Here is a 20,213-nt window from a genome sequence, read left to right as displayed (position 1 = left end):
TCAGCGCCTCCTGGTGCCGAACACGGAGGAAAAGCGGGTCGCGCCGTGCGATGGCGCAGCCGGGCGGGGCGGGGGAGGTGGCGGCGCCGGCGGCGGTGGTTCGCGCGGCGGCTCTCTTGTCGCCGTCACCGGCGCGCGGTCGTAGCTCGTGCGCTGCTGCGCCGGCGCAGCCGGCCGGCTGCGCGAATCCGTCGGCGTCGGCGGGATGGCCGCGCGGCTGCCACCGCCGTCCTTGCGGGAGGAGGCGCGCCTGAATTCGTCGCGAATGGGCCATTTGGCCTTCTCGGCCGCAACCTGCACGCATTCGATCAGTGCCGTGTTCTTGGCCTCGCGCCGATGCGCCTTCATGTCGCCGTCGCGATAGGCGTTCAGAATCCGGAACTCCATCGGGTCCATGCCGACGAGGCCCGCGAGCTTGTCCATCTGGCATTCGATCGCAAAATCCATCGCGGTGACGCCGAAGCCGCGCATGGCGGTCGCCGGCGTCCGGTTGGTGAAGACGCAATAGACGTCGCCATAGACGTTCGGGATGGTGTAGGGGCCCGGCAGGTGGGCGGCGCACTTGACGGCAGCGTAGCTCGACAACCGCGTATAGGCGCCGCTGTCGAAATAGGCACGGATCTTGCGCGCGACGATGCGGCCGTCGCGCATCACGCCGTCCTTGATGTAGATGCGCTCGGCGCCGCGCGGCGGGCCGTATTGCATCTCCTCCTCGCGACCGAATACGTAGCGGACGGGGCGCCCGGTCAGCATGGCGCCGAGGATCGCGAGCGGTTCGGTCAGCGTATCCACCTTGCCGCCAAACCCGCCGCCCACCGTGCCGCCGATGAAGTGGAAGGTGTTGGAGGGCACGTCCAGGATTTTGGCGCAGGTGTCGACGGAGAAGAACAGCGCCTGCGTCGAGGTGTAGACCACGTAGCGGCCGTTGGTGTCGGGCGCGGCAATGGCGCCGTTGGTCTCAGTCGGCGCGTGCTCGATCGGCGACATCTGGTAGCGCTGTTCGAGCACGTGGTCGGCGGTCGCGAGCGCGGCATCAGCATCGCCAAAGCGCAGGCGCTGGTGATCGTAGACGTCGTGATAGATGAAGGCGTTCTTCGGATAGGTCTCGTTGACCACGGGCGCGCCGGGCTTGAGCGCGTCCTCGACGTCGAACACGGTGGGCAGCGGCTCGTAGTCGATCTTGACCTTCGCGATCGCCTCGAACGCCTCGCGCTCGCTGTCGGCGACGATGGCGAGGATCGGCTCGCCCTTGTAGCGGACCTTGTCGACGGCCAGAGACGGCTCGTCGTCCTTGCCGAAGTTGATCAGACTGAGCAGCGTATTGAGGTTGCGTGGCACGTCCGCGCCGCGGATGATCCGCCGCACCCCGGCGGAACGTTCGGCCTCGGTGGTATCGATGCGGCGCAGCCTTGCATGGGCCTGGGTTGAGCGCACCACCTTCAGGTGCAGCATGCCCTGCAGATTGTGGTCATTGAAATAGCTGGACGTGCCCGTGATGTGGCCGAGCATGTCCTGCCGCTGCGTGCCCTTGCCGATTTCCTTCAGGTTATCGTCGCGCTCGTCGGCGAAGATGTCCTTGCGCAGTTCCAGCATGGTCGCGTCCCTCTAGGCGCTGACCCGGCCGCCGGCGGCGGCGAGGATGGCGTTGATGATCGGCTCGTAGCCCGTGCAGCGGCAGATGTTGCCGGAGATCGCCTCGACGACCTCGTCGCGGCTCGGCGAAGGGTTGCGGTCGAGCAGGGCTTTTGCCGCCATCAGCATGCCCGGTGTGCAATAGCCGCATTGGGCGGCGAAATTGTCGGCGAAGGCGCGCTGGAGGGGATGCAGGTTCGGGCCTTGCTTCATGCCGTCGAGGGTCTCGACCGAGCGACCCGAGACCGTCTCGGCGAGTGTCAGGCAGGAGAGGTGAAGTTCACCGTCGATCAGCACGCTGCAAGTGCCGCAGCCGCCCTGGCCGCAGCCGAATTTCGGGGTCATGTCGCCGATCAATTCGCGCAGCGCCACCAGGAGATTGGTGCCGCCATCGACGAAGATTGCGACGTCGCGGCCGTTGTGACGAAATTGCAGGGGTATCTTGGACATGGCGATCTATTCCTGCCCCGACAGCAAACGGCGCAGATGCACGCCGACGATCTCGCGGCGATACCAGGCGCTACCGAGCGCATTGTCGGATGGCGATGTTCCTTCGTTCGCTGCGGATGCGGCAGCAGCGATGGTCGCGGCATCCAGCGAACGGCCCTCGAGCGCGCGTTCGGCGGCGCGAGCGCGGACCTGCGTCGGGGCCATTGATCCCAGCGCGATGCGGGCGCCGGCAATCCGGCCGCCGCTGATTGGCAGATGCGCGGCAAGGGTGATGACCGAGCCGCCCTTGGGCTTGATTCGGGCGATCTTGCGATAACGAAAGGCGTCCGTGCTCCCCGGCCGGGTGCAGGAGACCGACAGCACCAGCGTCCCGGCCTGCCGGTCGCGCGCCTGCAAAAACTCTTCGATCGGGATGTCGCGAGTGCCGAATCCGCCCTGCACCGCGACGGTGGCGTCGAGCGCCAACAGCGCGACGGTGAAATCGCCGTAAGGGTTCGGCGCGAAGAGATTGCCGCCGACCGTGCCCATGTTGCGTACGGCAGGGCCTCCGATCGAACGGGCCGGTGCGTGCAGGAAGGCGAGGTCGCGTTCGGCGAGAATGCGCGCGAAAGTGACGCCGGCCCCCAACAAGATGCGCGGGCCGGACGCATCGATACGGGTGAGCGCCTGATCGCTTGCGCGAACGATCGTCGAGATCGAGACGTCGCCCTCGTTCAGCGCCCGCATCACCAGCGTGCCGCCGGCGAGATAGCGGGCGCTGCGATCTGAAGATATTGCCCCGGCCGCTTCGCTGGCGCTGGCAAAGGTCTTTACGGTCACAGCCATGGCTAGGCGCCCTCCTTCAGATGGCGGCGGATCGCCTCGAATCCTGCCTGGTAGATGTCTTCCGCTACCATGTGGGTGATGCGGTCGCTGTCATCGGGTCTGGTGGTGAAGCGCGATTCCCAATGCCAGAAGGTGCGGTCACCATCGGTGACTGGCAGCAGACGAACATGGGCGACATAGTTGAACATCGGGATCGGCGTATCGAGCAGACAATAGCTGAATGCCTGTTCGAGGTCGGACAGTGCCAGCAATTGCTCGCGCAGCTCCGAGCCGTCCTTGAGCTTGAACCGCCTGACGCAGCCGATCTTGTCGGCCGACTGCGCGCGTTCGATGGCGGAGGTCGCGACCGCAGGATGCCAGCGATCGTGCCCGTTGAAATCGCGCAGCACGCGCCAAACCGCCTCTGTCGGCGCGTTCAGGATCGTGCTCTTGACGATGTGGGGCACGGCTAACCTCCGAACACGCGTTTCAGGGCGTCGAAGCCGCCCTGAAACACGCCGCTGCCGATGCTGCTGACGAGCTCCGTCTCGCGTTCCGGCGCGCAGTCGAACTCGGCCGTCCACTCCATGAAGGTCTGGTCGCCGTCGGTGACAGGCGTCAGCCGCAGCGTCGCAACGTAGTTCTCGACGCCCATCGGGGATTCCAGGATCGAATAGGTGCAGAACATGTCGTAGTCGGAGAGGCCGAGCAGCTTTTCGCGGATGCGGTCGCCGTTGCGCAGGCGGAAATCCCTGACACAACCGATCTTGTCGGAGGGCTCGCCGCCCTCGATCCGGCTTTCTGCGATGGCCGGGTGCCAGTTCGGCAAGCCGTTGAAATCGCGCACCCGTGCCCAGACGCGGTCGTTGCGGGCGTTGACGACGGTGGAGACGTAGACGCGGGCCATGGTGCGACCTCAGCTCTTCTTCCTTGGACCGCGCTCGGCCGGAGGCTCGCCTTCGGCAGCGGGCGGGGAGGCCGCCGTCTTGTCACCACCGCCACCACCGCCGCTACCCTTGCGCGCGGCCTCCTTGATGCCCTGCATGTCGCGAGCTTCGCGGATCAGCCCCGGCATCTTGGCGAGACTGCCGCCTTCGACGCCGATGTCCGACAGGATGGAATCGATCAGCGGCGCCTGGACGCGGTAGCGCAAGGCTGAGTCGATCACCTCGTCGGTGGCGCTGCGGCCGCCATTGCCGTTGCCGTGGCCGTTGCCGTTGAGGCCGTCGACCTGGAGGATGCGGATGCCCTCGATCTTCTCCATCGGCTTGACGCTCTCGCGCACGATGCCCTCGATGCGGTCGAGCAGCTTGCGACGGAACAGCGAGTATCGCGCCTGGTCGGTGAGCACGTTCTCGGCCTCGTTGAGCAGCCGCTGCGCCTCGGCCTCGACCGCCGCGCGCACGCGCTCGGCTTCGGCCGCGATGCGCGTCTCCTCGGCCTGTTTCTCGGCGAGCAGGATTTCGACGGTCTTGCGCCGCTTGGCGATCTCGCTCTCCCGGGCGGTGACGACGCGCTCGGTAGCCTCAGTCGCACGCATGCGCGCTTCCTCGGCAGAGGCCTTGGCTGCGGACTCTTCCAGGGATTTCGTGTGGATCGCGATCGCCTTCTCCATCAGGACGGTCTCGACCTCCTTCTCGCGATTGACCTCGAGCTTGCGCAGCTCGCGCTCGCGGCCGATGCGGGCTTCGTCGAGGCCGCGGTCGGAGGCGATGCGGGCACGCTCGACCTCCTCGCGGGACGCGATCTCGGCTTCCTGGAGCGACTGGACGCGGGCGACCTCCAGCTGCTCGATGGCGCGGCGGCGTTCGATCCGGGCGGCTTCCAGCGCCTGCTCGCGCGAGACGTCGGTGGTCTCGACCTCCTTGCGGGCGACAATCTCGGCCTGCCGGACCTGGCGGTCGGCGTCGATCCGCTCGGACTTCTTGGTCGACAGCGCGATGACGCGGTCCTCGTCCGCGATCTCGATCGCCTTCTTCTGTTCGATGTTGAGCACCTCGCGCTTCTTGGAGGAGTTGATGCGCTCGGCTTCGAGCGCCAGATCGACCGTAATGCGCTGGCGCTCGATCGCGTCGCGACGCTTCAGCTCGGCCGCCTCCAATACGCCGGTACGTTCGATCTCCAGCGCGCGGGTTTCGCGCTCGGCCTGGATGCGCTCGGCCGCAACCGCCTTTTCCTGGGCGATGCGCGCCGCTTCGATCGCTTCGCGGGAGGCGATGTCGGCTTCCTCGACGGCGCGGTTGCGGGCGATCTCCAACGAGCGCACGCGCTCCTCCTGCGCGATGCGCGAGGCTTCCGTGGTCTCGCGCGCGGCGATGCCGGCAACATCAAGAGCCTGGTTCCGCTCGATCTCCAGCTTCCGCGTGTTCTGCTCGGCGGCGATGCGCTCGGCGGAAAGCGTCCGCTCCCGCGCGATGCGGGCGGCTTCCACCGCGCGCTGCGCCTCGATTTCGGCCTCCTGGATGGTCCGCACCTGCTGGATCTCCAGCGCGCGGGTGCGCTCGTCGGACGAGATGCGCTCGACATTGACGATCAGCGTCTGCGCGATGCGGGCCTTCTCGGTCGCCTCGCGTGCGGCAATCTCGGCCTCGTCCACGGCTCGCGTGCGCTCGATCTCGCGGCGCCTTGTCTCTTCCTCGTTGGCGATGCGGGCGTCGGTGACGACGCGATCCTGCTGGATCCGCGCCTTTTCGATGGCCTCGCGCGCGGCGATCTCGGCTTCCTCGACGGTGCGCATCCGCTCGATCTCGCGCTGGCGGACCTCGCGTTCCGAGGCGATGCGGGTGGTGTCGATCGAGCGCTGGTTGGCAATCCTCGTCTTCTCGATCTCCTCGCGCGCCAGCAGCTCCTTCTCCTCGATGGTACGGGTCCGCTCGATCTCCCTCTGGCGGGTCTCCCGCTCGGAGGCGATACGGGCCTCCGCGATCGCCTGGTCATTGGCGATGCGAGCGCGCTCGATGGCCTCGCGGGCCGAGATCTGCGCTTGCTCGGCCTCGGTCTCGCGCAGCGCCCGTTCGCGGGCGACTTCGGTGCGCTGGAGCGCGCGGCGCATCTCGATGTCGCGTTCCTGCTCCAGGCGCGCGGTCTCACTCTCGCGCTCGATCTCCAGCGCCTGCCGCTCGGCCTCCAGATTGCGGGCGCGGATCTTGATCATCGAGTCCTGCTCGATGTCGTTGCGCAGCTTCCGCTTAGCCTCGATGTCCTGCATCAGCTGGGTCAGGCCTTCGGCGTCGAACCGGTTCGAGGGGTTGAAGAATTCGAGATCGGTCTGGTCGAGATCGGTGATGGCGACGGATTCCAGCTCGAGGCCGTTCTGGGCGAGGGCTTCCGCCGCTTCGGTCTTGACGCGCGCGACATAGTCGCCGCGCCGCTCGTGCATCTCCTCCATGGTCATCTCGGAGGCGACCGAGCGGATCGCGGAGATGAACTTTCCGGCGAGCAGCGCATGGAGTTGCCCCGGTTCCATGGTGCGGCGGCCGAGCGTCGCCGCGGCGATCGAGACCGCTTCGCGTGTCGGCTGCACCCGGACGTAGAAGTCGGCCTCGATGTCGACCCGCATGCGGTCGCGGGTGATCACGGCATCCTGTTTGGAACGGATGACACCCATCGGCAGCACGTTCATGTTGACCGGCGTGTAGTCGTGGATGAATGGCAGCACGAAGGCGCCGCCATTGATCACCACGCGTTCGCCGAGGAAGCCCGTCCGGACGAACGAGGTCTCCTTGGAGGAGCGATGGTAGAGCCAGTTCACGATGTAGACGCCAACCACGATCACGATGATCGCGACGATCAGCCAGAGGATCAATTCACCGACCAGATTGCCCGACATCCTTCCCTCCCTCGTCCCTTCGGCGTTACCGCGCGCCGATCGCCTTGAACTGACGTACCTGCTCCGTCAGCGCCCGCTCCACGGGCAGCCGCTCCATCGAGGACGCGCCGTAGAAGCCGTGGCAATGGCGGGTGTTCTTCATGATGAAATCGGCGTCGGCGGGATCCGCGATCGGACCGCCATGCGCGAGCACCAGGATGTCCGGATTGACGCTGAGGGCGGCGGAAGCCCAGGTGTCGATACGCGCGGGGCAGTCCCCGAGCTTTGGCGCGGTGTGCGCACCGATCGTGCCGCCGGTCGTCAGGCCCATGTGACAGACGATGATGTCGGCGCCCGCGATCGCCATGGCGGTCGCCTCCTTCTCGCTGAACACGTAGGGCGTGGTCAGCATGTCCTTGTCGTGTGCCTTCGCGATCATGTCGATCTCGAGCGCGTAGGACATGCCGGTCTCTTCGAGATTGGCCCGGAAGGTGCCGTCGATCAGGCCGACCGTCGGAAAGTTCTGGACGCCTGCGAAACCAAGCGCCTTCAGCTGGTCGAGGAAGACATCCATGTCGCGAAACGGATCGGTGCCGTTGACGCCCGCAAGCACCGGGGTCTGGCCGACCACGGGGAGCACCTCGCAGGCCATCTCCAGCACGATGGCATTGGCGTCGCCGTAGGCCATCAGGCCCGCGAGCGAGCCTCGGCCAGCCATGCGATAGCGGCCGGAATTGTAGATGACGATGAGATCGACGCCGCCAGCTTCCTCGCATTTGGCCGACAGCCCGGTGCCAGCACCTCCACCAACGATCGGCACGCCGCGCCTCGCCATGTCGCGAAACTTCTTCAGGAGGGCTGCGCGTTCAAATCTGGCCATCGGTCACCTCGCTAGTCTCCGCCGCGCGCCGGTGCGGCCGAACAGGGTTCGGAACGCGCCGACGATGGCGGCGGCGAAGTCGGGATCGTTGATGTTCTTGGGGACGCGAATGAGCTGACGGTTGCCGGTCTGCCGCACGTTGTGCTCGAGTGCACGGAACAGGGCGGTGTCGGCTTCCGGGTCCCAGAACGGCTGGCCTCGCGCATCGAGCGCGGAGACGCCGCCCTCCGGCAGGAAGAAGCGCACGGGGCCGTCCATCTGGTTGAGCCGATCGGCGATCCAGCGGCCCATGCGCTCGTTCTCCTCGGCGGTCGTCCGCATCAACGTCACCTGCGGATTGTGGACGTGGAACTTGCGGCCGCGATAACGTTCGGGAATGGTGTCCGGCGCACCGAAATTGACCATGTCGAGCGCGCCGACCGAGCCGACATAGGGCAGGCGGCTGCGGACAATCGCGCCAAGACGATCTTCCGTCGCCGGAAACACGCCCCCCATCAGGAGGTCGCAGATCTCGGTCGTGGTGAGGTCGATGACGCCGGCGAGCTGGCCGGACTCCACGAGCTTCTCCATCGAGCGCCCGCCAACGCCGGTGGCGTGGAACACGAGACATTCGAAATCATCGCGCAGCTCCGCCGCGATTTTCTGTACGGCCGGTGTGGTGACGCCGAACATGGTGATGCCGACCGAGGGCAGGCCGCGAGGCTCGCGCGCCGTTGCGGCGCGCGCCCCGAGCCGCGCCTTCACCATGCCGGCAAGCGCATTGGCACCGTTGGCCAGCACCGCCCGCGAGATCGAGTTCAGCCCCTGCACATCGGTGACCGAGTGCATCATGGTGATGTCGGCTGGTCCGACATAGGGCCCGACATCGCCGGAGGCGACGGAGGAGACGATCAGCTTGGGCACGCCGACGGGAAGGGTGCGCATGGCCGGCGCCACCAGCGACGCCGCGCCCGAGCCGCCGGCCGAGATCACGCCGGCGACATTGCCCTGGCGCCGAAGCCAGCTGGCGAATGCATCGGCCATCGCCGTCACGGCGGCGCCGCGATCCGGGCCGAACACAGCGGAGCCGCCGCGGCCGTGATTCAGAGCGATCTCCTGCGCGGAGACGTCGCACGACGAATGCTTGCCGCTGGTCGAGACGTCGACCAGCCGCGTGCGCAGTCCGCTTTCCGCGATGATGTCGCGGATGTAGCGCAGCTCGGGGCCCTTGGTGTCGAGCGTGCCGACGATCAGCACGACAGGCGGGCCCGAGGCCTGGGCCGCTGAAGGTTCACGCTGGCGGCGCGCCGTCTCGTCGAACCGCGTCACCTGCGTCGAGACCGTGCGGGCGGCTGCCTCGATGCGGGCGATCGGCACGGGTTGGGACCATCGCGTCGGAAGCGTCGGGTTGGAGATGTAGATGCGGAGCGGCCCGTCGCGGCGTGGCGCAGGCGCCGGTTTTACTTCACGGCCGGACGGTGCGACGTCGACCTCGGGCTCGAGCTCGGCGTGAAGCCCGACCCCGAGCAGCCGCTGCTGGAGCTCGCGGTCGGCGGCAAGGCGCGCGGAGTCGATGATGCGGTTGATGCGCCCGTTGACCATGATCGCGACGTTGCGCGAGACCGCGGTGGCGACGCCGATGTTCTGCTCGATCACGAGCACGGACATGTCGCCGTCCTCACCGAGCCGCAGCAGCATCTCCTCGACTTGAGTCACGATGACGGGCGCGAGGCCCTCGGTCGGCTCGTCCATGATCAGCAAATGAGGATTTGTGAGCAGCGCGCGTGAGATCGCCAGCATCTGCTGCTCGCCGCCGGAGAGCTGACCGCCGCCATGATCCTTGCGCTCGGCGAGACGCGGGAAGGTGTCGTAGATGCGCTCGACGGTCCAGGCGCCGGAGCGCATGCCTCCGGCGAGCCGCAGATGCTCGTCGACGCTAAGCGAGCGCCAGAGCCGGCGGCCCTGCGGCACATAGCCGACGCCGAGCCGGGCGATCTGCGCCGGTGGCCTCCGCGTGACGTCCTCGCCCCGCACGCGGATCGACCCGCCGCTCACGGGCACCAGCCCCATGATCGCCTTGCACAGGGTGGTCTTGCCCATGCCGTTGCGGCCGACGACGGAGAACACGCCGCTCTCCAGCGTGAGGTCGACCCCTTGCAGCGCGTGCGAGTGGCCGTAGTAGACGTCGAGACCGCGGACCTCGAGTGCGGCACTGCTGCGGTGGGCCTCATTCATGGCCGCCTCCGAGATAGAGCTCCTGCACCTGGGGATCCGACTGGATCTCCTCCGGCAGGCCCTCCTTGAAGACGCGGCCGTTGTGCATCATCGTGACGCTCTCGACGACGCGCAAGGCGACGTCCATGTCGTGCTCGATGATGATGTAGCCGATGTGCGCCGGCAGCGAGGTCAGGATCTCGATCAGCTCGGCCCGCTCGGTCGGCGACAGGCCAGCGGCAGGCTCATCGAACAGAACGAAGCGCGGGGCGCCGGCGAGCGCGAGCGCGATCTCGAGCTGACGCTGCTGGCCGTGCGCGAGTTCGGCCACGCGCTGGTCCTTCACCGCGGAGAGATGCACGGCCTGCACCAGATTGTCGGCCGCATGCATCAGCGCATCGTTCTGTCCAGGCCGCAGGAACGAGAAGCGCCCGCGCGAGACGCCGCGGCAGGCGAGATAGACGTTGTCCTGGACGGTGAGGCCGGGGAACAGCGCCGAGATCTGATAGGTCCGGCGCAGCCCGCGGCGGATGCGTTCATAGGGCGGGAAGTGCGTGACGTCCTCGCCGAAGAAGCGGATGGTGCCGGAGGAGGGCGGGAAATCGCCGGTGATGCAGTTGAACAACGTGGTCTTGCCGGCGCCGTTCGAGCCGAGCACGGCGCGCCGCTCGCCCGGACGCACCGTGATGGTGACGTCGGTCAGCGCCGCCAGGGCGCCGAAGAGCCGTGTCACCCCGCGCAGCTCGAGAGCGGCACCGGCGCCAACGGCTGAAAGGCGTTGAGCGACGCTATCCATGGCCGCGTCCTCCGCCTGGGCGGTCCGTTCGTGGACGCTGGCGCTGACGCCAACGCTGCCAGAGGCCGATGACGCCATCCGACGACCAGAACACGATGGCGAGGAAGCCGAGCCCGATCAGCAGGCGGAAGCGGTTGCCGTCGAGCCCGATCCGGACCAGGAAGTCGAGCGCGAAGGTGCGCAGCAGCACGAAGATCAGCGCGCCGATGAAGGGGCCGATCGGGCGCGTGATGCCGCCGACGACGGCGATGATCAGCACGTCGATACAGGCGCCGACGCTGACCGAGCCCGGCGAGATCTGGCGGTAGTTCCAGACCTGGAGTACGCCGGCCAGCGCGGCCACGAAGGAGGCGAAGGCGTAAGCCGCGACACGGTGCGCATTGACGTTGAAGCCGAGCGCCGCCATGCGCCTGGGATTGTCACGGACGCCCTGGAGCGCCAGGCCGAAGGGCGCGCGTGAGAGGTATTCGACCGCGAAATAGCAGAGCGCGGCGACCGCGAGCACGATGTAGTAGAAGGGGATGTCAGCGCGCCAGTTCACGCCCCAGAAGTGCGGCGTGGCCACGGTGTTGATGCCGGTATGGCCGTTGAAGATCGCCCAGTTCTGGTTGGTGAAATAGTAGAAGGCCGCGCCGATCGCGAGCGTGATCATGATGGTGTAGATGCCCTCGGTGCGCACCGCGAGCGCGCCTCCGAGCGTGCCGAAGGCGGTCGCCAGCGCCAGCGCCATCGGCACCGCGAGCCACCACGGCCAGCCCAGGCTGATATTGGCGTTGCCGCTCACGCCGAACACCGCGACCATGTAGGCCGAGAAGCCGGCGATGGTGAGCTGCATCAGGCTGACCATGCCGCCGTACCCGGCGAGGAACATCAGGCTCAGCGCGATGGTTCCGAGGATCAAGGTGGAGGCGAAGATCTCGATCAGGAAGAAGCCGCTGGCGATCAGCGGCATGATCAGGAGAATGACCGCGACGATCCAGGCGGCGGGATTGTTGACTTCCGGCCATGTCCGCGTCGGGCGTTGCGCCACGGCGGTGGGGCGAACGGCAACGTGAGCATCGTGAGCGAGCGACATCTCAGCGCCCCGCCAATAGGCCTTGGGGCCGGATGGCCAGCACCAACACCATGATCAGGAAGGTCACGACGATGGCATAGGTCGGGATGTAGACCGAGCCGAGCTGCTCGGCGAGGCCGATGATGAGCGCGCCCAGCGCTGCGCCGGGGATCGAGCCCATGCCGCCGACGATCACGACCACGAGCGAGGCGAGCAGGAAGCGGATGTCCTCTCCCGGCGACAATGACTGGAAGGTGCCGCCGACCACGCCGGCGATGCCGGCAAGTCCCGCGCCGAAGGCGAACACCAGCACGAAGACGAGCTGGATGCGCACGCCGGTCGCAGCCAGAATATCGCGATCGTCGACGCCGGCGCGGATGATCATGCCGATCCGGGTGCGGTTGAGCGCGAGCCACATCGCCACGCCGATGACCACGGACGCCGCGAAGATCACGAGCCGCACCGAGGGATATCTGAGATAAACCGGCTCGCCGGAGGATTTGATCGCGGTGATCAGTGGCAGCTCCACCGGCCCGATCAGCCAGTTCGGGGTCTGGATCTGGTAGAAGTCGCCGCCGCAGGCCCACAGCATGAGGTCGGCGAACACGATCGAAAGCCCGATCGTCACCATGGTCTGCCTGAGATCCTGTCCCTCCATTCGGCGGAACACGATGACTTGAAGCAGGACGCCGACGAGGGCGGTCAGGATGAAGGCAGCGATGAAGCTTAGGACCCAGGACCCGGTCGAGGCGCTGATGGCGTAGCCGACATAGCCGCCGAACAGATAGAGCGAGCCGTGGGCGAGGTTGACGTTGCGCATCAGCCCGAAGATCAGCGTGAAGCCGCTGGCGACGAGGAAGTAGAGGCCCCCGAGCGTGATGCCGTTGAAGACGGCGTTGAGGAAGACGCGCTTGCGGCCGACGGCCTGTTCGAGACCCGGCGGCCAGGTGGCGAAGATCAGCCAGAGCATGATGGCAATGGCAATGATCGAGATCAGCGCCCAGGCGGGATGTCGTTCGACAAAACGGCTCATGTGCGCCGTCCGGTTGTCCGGGCCACAGGCCGAAGGTTCACAGAATGCAGGTCGAACAGCCTTGCAGCGGCTGCAGGCCTTGCCATGGACGTGCGCTCCCATCGGTCGCGATCATCTCGGGATCGCGTTGCCTACATCCTACCCGGGCGGCGATGGCGGCGTTTGATCGTGAGTATCTTTTCGTGGCCCGCGCTCAGGCGCGCAAAATCTTGGCGGCGCGGCGATAATCGGTCGGGGCCATCCCGACATTGGCGGCGAAGAAGCGGGTGAATCCGCTCTGCGAGGAGAAGCCGAGATCGAAGCCGATGTCGGCGATCGGCGTTTCGCTCGCGACCAGCGCTTCGAGCGCCTGTTCCATGATCAGCGTATTGAGATAGAGGTTCGGCGTGAGGCCGGTCTGCACGCGGAACAATCGGTAGAAGTGTGGCCGCGACAGGCCGGATTCGCGCGCGATGGTGTCGAGCTCGATCTCGGCGCCGGGGCTTTCCGACATCATCTTGATGCATTTGCGCACGCGAAAGTCGGTGACGGAGCCGCTTGCGCGCGGATCGCGCGCAATCTCAGCCTGCTGCCAGCTCTCGTCGTAGCAGATGTCGATCAGCCTCCTCAGCTCGGAATCGAGACTGGAGAGCGATGGTGCGCCGCACACGAGCGCAGCGGTCCGCCTGATATGCTTGTCGAGTGCAGGAGTACGCCTGAACTGGGTGCGGCCGAAACGCAGCCGGTCGCTGCCCGAAGCATCGGGCGCAAACCATTCGGCGTTGACGTAGAGTACGAAAAAGATGGCGCCGCCATCGAGATCGGCCGGCAGGAAGTTGTGCGGCTCCCACGGATTGACGGCGACGACGGACGATTCGGTGAGATCATAATGCCCGTTGGAGACGTCAATGCATGCGGGCATGCCGCCGACATGAAAGATCAGATGACCTTCACGATGGGCGTGGATGTTGAAAGGGCGGTTCAACTGGTAAACCGTCGCCCGGCCGAACCGGCCATGGAAGACGGCGAGCGCACGGCTCATGCCTTCCCCTCCCGAATGTTCTCTTTTCGGTCAGCGTTCAACAACGCCGACGAGATTGCAAGAGCGGAGAGCGACCGCGTCAGCAAGTCGCTCCCCGTCTGCGGACTGCCGAGGTGATACGTCAGTACTTCTTACATTCCGGAACGGTGCGGCTCGGCAGCCCGATCTTGGAGAAGACGGCCGGATCGTAGCCGAGCGTCTGGTTCACGTTCGGAATCACCTTCACGACCTTGCTGAACAGCGCGCCCTTGCCGTCGTCGACGACCTCGGTAACGAAGTTGGTGCCGATCGCCTGGCGGTTGGAGTCGAGCTTGATCTTGCCGTTCGGTGCGTCGAGCTCGATCTTCGCCAGCGCTTCCTTGAATTTCGCCTGGTTGTTGGAGAGATCGCCGTTGACCTGCCGCAGCGCGAGGATCAGTGCCATGGTTGAATCATAGTAGTTGGTGGCGAGCAGCGACGGGCTCGGGAAGCGCTTGTTGGGCGGGAAGGCGTCCTGATAGGCCTTCACGAACTTCTGCCAGCCCGGATCCTCCCAGGTGTCGGCCTGTCCGCTCGCCGCGATGGTGCCAATGAGAGCGTTCTTGGCGTTGCCCTTGGACGACAGGATGGTTTGGTCGATCATGATGGAACCGCCCATCAGATGCGCCTTGCCGCCGGCCTGCTGATACTGGTTGAGGAAGTTGACGGCATCCGCGCCGCCGAGCCCGAGATAGATGGCGTCGACGTCGTCGGGCAGGGCGGCGATGACAGAGGCGAAGTCCTTCGTTCCCAGCGGCACCCATTGTCGGTTGGTGACTTGCCCGCCCATTCCGCAGAACTCGAGCACGAGTCCGAACACCTGGGTGTAGATGAAGGAATAGTCTTCGCCGACGGTTGCGATCTTGCGATACTTCTTGTCCTCATAGGCGTATTTGCCGAGGCCGACCTGCCACTGGGCGCCGTCCATGTTGTAGCGGAAGAAGTTCGGGGCAGGGTCGACATAGGTCGTTTCCTGCGCGCCGGAGGCCGCATTGATGAAGGTCAGCTCGGGATGGGTCTTTGCAAAGTTCTTCACTGCGATGCCCTCGTCGCCAGAGAGCGGCGACAGCAGGATCTGGACCTTGTCCTGCTCGATCAGCTTGCGCACAGCGCGCACGGCTGAGTCAGGCGTTGCGTCGGTCGAGGCGACGATGAATTCGAGTTCCTTGTCGCCGATCTTCTTGCCGAGCACGTTGAGCGCCGTCTGGTGGCCGCGCATCCCGTCTTCGCCGAGCACGGTGTAAGTGCCCTCGAGGGTTGCGGTCACGCCCACCTTGATCTTTTCCTGGGCGATTGCTGCGCCCGAAAGAAACAGGCTGCTCAACGCGAGCAGTCCCATGCTGCATTTCGACATGTGCTCCTCCCCTGTGTCGTCGTTTTGTTGCCGCGCCGACCTGCGCGACGCCCGTGGCTCTCGAAGGCCGCGGCTTTAGAGGGAAGCTAGCCGAAGTCGAATGCGGTGCAGGCATCGGTGTCTCGTTCGGCTTGACTGGCAGTCTCATTTTTGAATGTTGCGGTGCAGGTCGTTTCGCGGTGCAGCAGGCGCTCGCGCCGCAAAAAAATGTCCCAAGTGGAAGTCTGCCTCGAGCTCTTGTGTGCGCAAAATCTGCCAGGATGTGCGAACGGGCGGTTCTGACCAACCGCCGTCGCTGGATCCGAGCCCGTTCGTGCTCAAAGGCCTAGAGCCTGTCGGGGAGCGTGGGACGGATTCGGCGTGTCTTCCTCAACCCGAACAGTTGCATGGGCTTCGAGCCCGAACCAAGCAAGGAAGGGAGTGGATGATGGCACAAAACAGTCGCGTTGTCGTCGGGATTGATGTGTCCAAGGACAAGGTGGATGCATGCATTCGCTCGCTGTCGCAACGGCAAGCGTTTCCGAGCGGTGCGAAGGGGCGGCGCAAGCTGGTCGCCTGGCTGCGCAAGCACAAGGTCGACAGGGCGGTGATGGAGGCGTCCGGCGGCTACGAGCGGGACTGGGCCAAGGCGCTGCGCGAAGCCTGCTTGGCGGTGCGGATCGTCGATCCACGGCGAGTGCGTAACTTCGCCCGATCGGCGGGGCGGCTCGCCAAGAACGATACGATCGACGCGGACACGATGCCTGGTTCGCTGAGACGTTTGAAGATGCGCCGAGCCAAACCCACGATGCGGCGCGCGAGGAGCTGGCGGCACTGGTCAAAGCACGCAAAGCCGTGATCGATCTGAAGACCCGCTTGCAGAGCCAGAACGAGCACGCCGTGCCGGGAGCGGTGCAGAAAGCCCACGCCCGCGTCTTGAAGGGCCTGGATGCTGAGATTGCCAAGCTCGAGGATGCAATCGTTGTCACGGTCAAGGCCACACCGGCATTTGCCGCGCGCGCCGAGATCATCGAGAGCGTGCCGGGCCTCGCCGAAACGGCCTCTGCGGTCTTCATTGCGGGGCTCCCGGAGCTCGGGACGGTCCGCGAGGAGATCGCCGCCGCATTATTGGGCGCTGCGCCTTATGATGACGACAGTGGCAAGCGACGTGGCGAGCGCCACATCAAGGGCCGCCGCCGCTGGGTACGCAACGCCCTCTACATGCCCTGTCTCGGCGCAGCCACCCAGAACAACCCGGTGCTCAAGGCGTTCTATCAACGGCTGATTGCCAAGGGCAAGGAGCCGAAAGTTGCGCTCATTGCCTGCATGCGCAAGCTGATCGTCATCCTCAATACGATGATCGCCCGCGGCGAGAAATGGGATCCGAGCCGCTACGCGTTGCGGTGAGCTGATCGAGCGCGCGCTGGTGTGCTGGTTCATGATCGCTCTCGTTTCAGACGAATTGCCAGATAAAGCGTTCTCCGGTCCGGCTGACGCGGCCGACCAAAGACTGTGCGAAATGGGTGGTGAAGATCGTGCGCCCCGCTCGGCTGCGTCCTCCAGCACGACGGCACGCGAGCGGAAGGCGGCTTCCGGGAATTCGCAGAAGCAGGAGTTGAGCGAGGGCTCACACACCTGGAGCGGATGGTGCATCACGTCTCCGGCGAAAAGCGCCTCCTCGGCACCCGAGACGAGCCGGATGGAGGCGTGATCGACGCCGTGGCCGGGTGTCGGAATGAACGAGATGCCCTCGAGGACCTCGCCCCCGTCCACCACGATGAGCCCGGCAAGTCGGGCTTCGATCACCGGCCGGACGCTGTCGTTAGAGACACGGTCGGTCGGCTTGCGCGGCGCGGCGCCGAGGGCCGGGGCAGGGCGGGCCGGTCCGATCGGCTCTGTGCCTGTCGCGAGACTCTCGCCATAGCCTGCTCGATCGCGGAGAAGACATAGGTTGCATTCGGGAGGCTTAGGATCCAGCGCTCGTCGACGAGGCGGGTGTTTCAGCCGACGTGATCGGCATGCACGTGGGTGACAGCACGTAGTCGACCTGCTCCGGCGTGACAGCCATTGCCGCCAGCCGCGCCAGGAACGGCTCGTTGAGCCGGTGAAGCGGTGGGATCTCCGGCCGGTTCTTGTCATTGCCGGTGGCCGTGTCGATCAAGATGGTGTGGTGCGGCGTCCTGACCAGCCAGCTGTGAATGCTTTGAATGAAGGTGCCGGTCCCAGGATCGAATGAGCCCGCCTCCAGGCGGTCGCGATAGCGCTCCAGCGCCTGCACCTCACCATGCGGATAGAGCGCGTCGAACTTGAATGTGGCAAGCCGCAACTCGTCGATCCGCGAGATGGATGCTTCGCCAACTTGATAGGTCTTGGCCGCTTGCGTCATCAAGATGTTCTCCACTGGGCGGCCGCTTAGGCGGCCTGGTTGCCCGGGCTGCGGTCACCGTGAGGTACGAAGCGCGCCGCGCCTTAGGGAGAGCCGCGGGCTCGATAGGGTCCCATCAACACTGTCGATATCGGAAGGGAGGCTGGCCCAGCTTTTCACGCCGCCGTTTCGGCCTTAACCCTCACATCGCGGCTCGTCCGAGCCGCGATGTGCCTTGAACGAAGGTGGCTCCGATGCAGGATGTGGGAATACGGTCGAGGTCGGCTGGCCGACGACAATGACCTCGCCGAGATCGACCTTCGTCCGGACAACTGGCTCTTCGACCCAGGCCTCGCGGGCGAACCAGTTGTGATTAGCCGACAGAGCGGACAACGAGTATTGCCGAAAAATACGATGCTCCGCAGGAAGTTCTCAGGATCGGATTTGATCCCGGTAGGAATCGCGTGACCGGTTTGTGGACACTTGAACATGATCATACCCATAGGCGCCTCCCTGAAAAGCGTATTTGTCGAGTAAAAGGGGCGCCGGCCGGCTGGAGTACGCTCTCGTTAGTGCGGGTGACTTGGGGCGCATCGCGCCTAGGTCGTTGTTCGAGCAAAGGGCAGCTTGCTCGTGACGACGCTTTTCCATCCGACCGGACTCCTGCTTGGCGAGCTCTTCGGATTTCGGCTTCGCGCGGAAACCTGAACGAGGCTCCGACCTCAACCCAAAGCTTCTGGGAAGCCTCTAACGACGGTCATATCGAAACTGCTGCGACTTGGTGCGAAATCCTCCGCTTGCGATACCATTAATGTCATCTTGAAGGACAGGTCGGCCAAACTGGATCACTGTTCCACTCCCAGTCTACAGTATTAATATTCTTTGTTTCAATTTAATGTGCAAACAAAAATCTCGGATGTCGGTCTGATTTCCGACTCTCGTGCGATTTATTGCGATGCCTTGCCGCGAACGTTCAGCCCTCTTCGCGCGCGCTGCGGTAATCCCATTACTGATATCGGTTCGGTGCGCGAGCTTCAAATGTGAAACAAATTTTGATTGTAAGCTAAATATATAAATGTCGTTGTTAATTTCCGCCAATCACGTAAGCTAAATTCGTCCAAGCTTCCCCGATTGGAGGAGATGATGTGGGAATTAAATCTTAGCGAGTACAAGCCCGGCCCCGAGACACCGCAGTTGGCTCAAATGCGCGCGGAATTGGTAAGCATGGGCGAGAAGGAGCGCATTCTGAGAGAACGGAGTGCGGATCGCGAAGCTTATCGGTACCTATTGGATGCTCATCGATTGATGGCGAGAGCGAGCTTGCTCGGAGAGCAGGTCGTGAACATTTCTTCGCAAGGAAGGAGCAAGGACGGTCAGCTCGCGGCATGACCGGCCAGATTGTCATTTCGAAATGAGCCGGACGAGGGGGCGGCTGAACGGGAACGCGGCGCCGCAGGGCTTGGCTGGACTGAATGGCGTAGGCGGCAGCTGTCCGTCTGTCGGCTAGCGCGATAATTGCATCGCAGCCGCGGTCGCCGCCTCAGCTAAAGGGCGAGGCAGATTTGTTAATATTGGTTTGAAGGCGTGCTGGAAAGAACATCGGCAGAGATGGTGTTGAAACTGGCGCCGGATGCTGCTGGACGGTCGATCGATGCTGTTCAGCGAAGCAGGGCAGAAGATTTTTGAACTCGACCGAGCGGGGCATTTGGTGCAAGTTGGCGCAAAGCGCCTCTCTGGAATACATCGATCAGCGGCTTGCGAGCTAGGGATTGACGAGCACACCGCGCGCCAGTTCACGCGGCAGCTCCTCAACGTGTGGATCGATCGAGCGTTGCTCGAAGTCGATTGGCGAATGCCGATCGATTGCGCCTTCTCGACGAATCTAGGTCGGCAAAGAATAAGTGTCCGGGCGGCAAATCGGGATTCTTTTGGGGCGGTTGCTCTCGCCATTTTGTACTTCGGACCAGCACGCCGCCGGCGAGGCCGACATCGCGATCGAGGCGATGATGCTCGACGGGCAAGTGTTCTTGCGTCGAGACGATTCCAGCATCTCCAGATGCAGAGTCGGAGAGCGGACACCTTACAGTGCTTGTTGGGGGGGCAGCCATCGCAGTTCGTGTAGGAAAGGTCTAAATCCAGTGACGGTCAGACGAGAGGTTTGGAGGAGTCGGCGGCAGATCTCATGCACGTTTGCGGTCCGGAACCCAGCCAAGTCGGCATATCGCTCGGGAATCCGTAGGGCTAAAACGTTTCGGACGGCCTAAATCTGTGCAGGCGAGCAGAGCTAGGAATGCCCTTGACCACCAGCATTCCGATCGGACGATCCGCCGTTCTCGCGAATCCTGAACTCTTCGAGCGTGTGCCCCGATTGGAGCGCCGCAACCAGCCAGCGAGGCTGTTTACCGCGTCCAGACCAAGTCTCCGTAGGCTTGAGTGGATTGAAGTATTTCGGTACGACCTTCGGGTACTTGCGACGCGGCGGCTGGCCCGGTCCCGTCGCGGCGGCGCCGCCGCTTTCAGATTCGGCGAACTGCTCCGGCTGGTTGAGCTGCGCAAGGCGTTTTTCGAGTTCCCGCTTCTCGGCCGTGATCTTCTCGGCAAGTATCTTTGTTAGCTCCTCGTGGAGGAGCCAGAGTTCTTCAAAGTCCATGGCTTCGAGATCTTGCCGATGCAGCATTCTCGTTCACCGTTTGCCTGACCCCTGACGCATCATCCTCACCTTTTTGAGTATCTTTGTTCCAGTGGCGAATGAAACGATGGACCAAAGCCAGCGCTTTCAATTGACGTGATACTAAATAAATGTTATATTATTTAATAATTATTGCG

17 protein-coding genes are annotated in these 20,213 nt (G+C 64.5%); 2 read left to right on the top strand and 15 right to left on the bottom strand.

Annotated elements, in window-relative coordinates:
• The 13 genes from XH96_RS25015 to XH96_RS24955 all read right to left on the bottom strand — a co-directional run bounded on the left by XH96_RS25015 (position 1) and on the right by XH96_RS24955 (position 15,043).
• Positions 1-1,593: a xanthine dehydrogenase family protein molybdopterin-binding subunit gene (locus XH96_RS25015; protein WP_194388104.1), complete on the bottom strand. Its 1,593-nt coding sequence runs from the start codon at positions 1,591-1,593 to the stop codon at positions 1-3.
• Between the two features lie 12 nt (positions 1,594-1,605).
• Positions 1,606-2,082, bottom strand: coding sequence for a (2Fe-2S)-binding protein (locus XH96_RS25010; protein WP_194388103.1), 477 nt, complete (start codon positions 2,080-2,082; stop codon positions 1,606-1,608).
• A gap of 6 nt (positions 2,083-2,088) precedes the next feature.
• Positions 2,089-2,907 (bottom strand): xanthine dehydrogenase family protein subunit M, encoded by an 819-nt coding sequence (locus XH96_RS25005; RefSeq protein WP_194388102.1) that lies wholly within the window; start codon positions 2,905-2,907, stop codon positions 2,089-2,091.
• A gap of 2 nt (positions 2,908-2,909) precedes the next feature.
• Positions 2,910-3,353 (bottom strand): SRPBCC family protein, encoded by a 444-nt coding sequence (locus tag XH96_RS25000; RefSeq protein WP_194388101.1) that lies wholly within the window; start codon positions 3,351-3,353, stop codon positions 2,910-2,912.
• 2 nt (positions 3,354-3,355) lie between these two features.
• Complete coding sequence (locus XH96_RS24995) at positions 3,356-3,793, bottom strand: SRPBCC family protein (protein ID WP_194388100.1); 438 nt, start codon at positions 3,791-3,793, stop codon at positions 3,356-3,358.
• Between the two features lie 9 nt (positions 3,794-3,802).
• Complete coding sequence (locus XH96_RS24990; protein WP_194388099.1) at positions 3,803-6,715, bottom strand: flotillin family protein; 2,913 nt, start codon at positions 6,713-6,715, stop codon at positions 3,803-3,805.
• Between the two features lie 25 nt (positions 6,716-6,740).
• Complete coding sequence (locus tag XH96_RS24985; protein ID WP_194388098.1) at positions 6,741-7,574, bottom strand: phosphoenolpyruvate hydrolase family protein; 834 nt, start codon at positions 7,572-7,574, stop codon at positions 6,741-6,743.
• 3 nt (positions 7,575-7,577) lie between these two features.
• Entirely contained in the window at positions 7,578-9,788 is a 2,211-nt protein-coding gene (locus XH96_RS24980) for an ABC transporter permease (protein ID WP_194388097.1), read from the bottom strand.
• Positions 9,781-10,563 (bottom strand): ABC transporter ATP-binding protein, encoded by a 783-nt coding sequence (locus XH96_RS24975; protein WP_194388096.1) that lies wholly within the window; start codon positions 10,561-10,563, stop codon positions 9,781-9,783. The genes XH96_RS24980 and XH96_RS24975 overlap by 8 nt, the downstream gene beginning before the upstream one ends.
• On the bottom strand, positions 10,556-11,638 hold the full coding sequence (locus XH96_RS24970) for a branched-chain amino acid ABC transporter permease (RefSeq protein WP_194388095.1): 1,083 nt from the start codon (positions 11,636-11,638) through the stop codon (positions 10,556-10,558). Before XH96_RS24970 ends, XH96_RS24975 begins: the two co-directional genes overlap by 8 nt.
• 1 nt (position 11,639) lies before the next feature.
• Complete coding sequence (locus XH96_RS24965) at positions 11,640-12,650, bottom strand: branched-chain amino acid ABC transporter permease (RefSeq protein ID WP_194388094.1); 1,011 nt, start codon at positions 12,648-12,650, stop codon at positions 11,640-11,642.
• Positions 12,651-12,843: 193 nt separating this feature from the next.
• Positions 12,844-13,671 (bottom strand): AraC family transcriptional regulator, encoded by an 828-nt coding sequence (locus XH96_RS24960; RefSeq protein ID WP_194388093.1) that lies wholly within the window; start codon positions 13,669-13,671, stop codon positions 12,844-12,846.
• A gap of 121 nt (positions 13,672-13,792) precedes the next feature.
• On the bottom strand, positions 13,793-15,043 hold the full coding sequence (locus tag XH96_RS24955) for an ABC transporter substrate-binding protein (RefSeq protein WP_061882139.1): 1,251 nt from the start codon (positions 15,041-15,043) through the stop codon (positions 13,793-13,795).
• A 424-nt stretch (positions 15,044-15,467) separates the two neighbouring features.
• Here XH96_RS24955 and XH96_RS39235 point away from each other — a divergent pair, with 424 nt between their 5' ends.
• Both XH96_RS39235 and XH96_RS39230 read left to right on the top strand, forming a co-directional pair.
• Positions 15,468-15,881: a transposase gene (locus tag XH96_RS39235; protein ID WP_246789740.1), complete on the top strand. Its 414-nt coding sequence runs from the start codon at positions 15,468-15,470 to the stop codon at positions 15,879-15,881.
• On the top strand, positions 15,878-16,429 hold the full coding sequence (locus tag XH96_RS39230) for a transposase (RefSeq protein ID WP_246789739.1): 552 nt from the start codon (positions 15,878-15,880) through the stop codon (positions 16,427-16,429). The genes XH96_RS39235 and XH96_RS39230 overlap by 4 nt, the downstream gene beginning before the upstream one ends.
• A 559-nt stretch (positions 16,430-16,988) precedes the next feature.
• On the opposite strand, the gene XH96_RS39225 is transcribed toward XH96_RS39230, so the two are convergent.
• Positions 16,989-17,408, bottom strand: a complete 420-nt coding sequence (locus XH96_RS39225) for an MBL fold metallo-hydrolase (protein WP_246789738.1) — start codon at positions 17,406-17,408, stop codon at positions 16,989-16,991.
• Positions 17,409-19,671: 2,263 nt separating this feature from the next.
• Positions 19,672-20,064: an H-NS family nucleoid-associated regulatory protein gene (locus XH96_RS24940; protein WP_246789737.1), complete on the bottom strand. Its 393-nt coding sequence runs from the start codon at positions 20,062-20,064 to the stop codon at positions 19,672-19,674.
• Positions 20,065-20,213 lie beyond the last annotated feature (149 nt).

This window comes from Bradyrhizobium sp. CCBAU 51765 (genome assembly GCF_015291725.1).
GTDB classification, from domain to species: Bacteria; Pseudomonadota; Alphaproteobacteria; order Rhizobiales; family Xanthobacteraceae; genus Bradyrhizobium; species Bradyrhizobium liaoningense.
Note: the sequence above shows the minus strand (reverse complement) of the source record. Positions and strands in the feature narration are given on the sequence as shown.

Coding starts and splice junctions, on each gene's coding strand:
- XH96_RS24995 (WP_194388100.1), bottom strand. CDS start 3,793: ATGGCCCGCGTCTACGTCTCCACCGTCGTCAACGCCCGCAACGACCGC.
- XH96_RS24975 (WP_194388096.1), bottom strand. CDS start 10,563: ATGGATAGCGTCGCTCAACGCCTTTCAGCCGTTGGCGCCGGTGCCGCT.
- XH96_RS24980 (WP_194388097.1), bottom strand. CDS start 9,788: ATGAATGAGGCCCACCGCAGCAGTGCCGCACTCGAGGTCCGCGGTCTC.
- XH96_RS24970 (WP_194388095.1), bottom strand. CDS start 11,638: ATGTCGCTCGCTCACGATGCTCACGTTGCCGTTCGCCCCACCGCCGTG.
- XH96_RS25015 (WP_194388104.1), bottom strand. CDS start 1,593: ATGCTGGAACTGCGCAAGGACATCTTCGCCGACGAGCGCGACGATAAC.
- XH96_RS39235 (WP_246789740.1), top strand. CDS start 15,468: ATGATGGCACAAAACAGTCGCGTTGTCGTCGGGATTGATGTGTCCAAG.
- XH96_RS24965 (WP_194388094.1), bottom strand. CDS start 12,650: ATGAGCCGTTTTGTCGAACGACATCCCGCCTGGGCGCTGATCTCGATC.
- XH96_RS24940 (WP_246789737.1), bottom strand. CDS start 20,064: ATGCTGCATCGGCAAGATCTCGAAGCCATGGACTTTGAAGAACTCTGG.
- XH96_RS25005 (WP_194388102.1), bottom strand. CDS start 2,907: ATGGCTGTGACCGTAAAGACCTTTGCCAGCGCCAGCGAAGCGGCCGGG.
- XH96_RS39225 (WP_246789738.1), bottom strand. CDS start 17,408: ATGACGCAAGCGGCCAAGACCTATCAAGTTGGCGAAGCATCCATCTCG.
- XH96_RS24955 (WP_061882139.1), bottom strand. CDS start 15,043: ATGTCGAAATGCAGCATGGGACTGCTCGCGTTGAGCAGCCTGTTTCTT.
- XH96_RS24990 (WP_194388099.1), bottom strand. CDS start 6,715: ATGTCGGGCAATCTGGTCGGTGAATTGATCCTCTGGCTGATCGTCGCG.
- XH96_RS24960 (WP_194388093.1), bottom strand. CDS start 13,671: ATGAGCCGTGCGCTCGCCGTCTTCCATGGCCGGTTCGGCCGGGCGACG.
- XH96_RS25010 (WP_194388103.1), bottom strand. CDS start 2,082: ATGTCCAAGATACCCCTGCAATTTCGTCACAACGGCCGCGACGTCGCA.
- XH96_RS24985 (WP_194388098.1), bottom strand. CDS start 7,574: ATGGCCAGATTTGAACGCGCAGCCCTCCTGAAGAAGTTTCGCGACATG.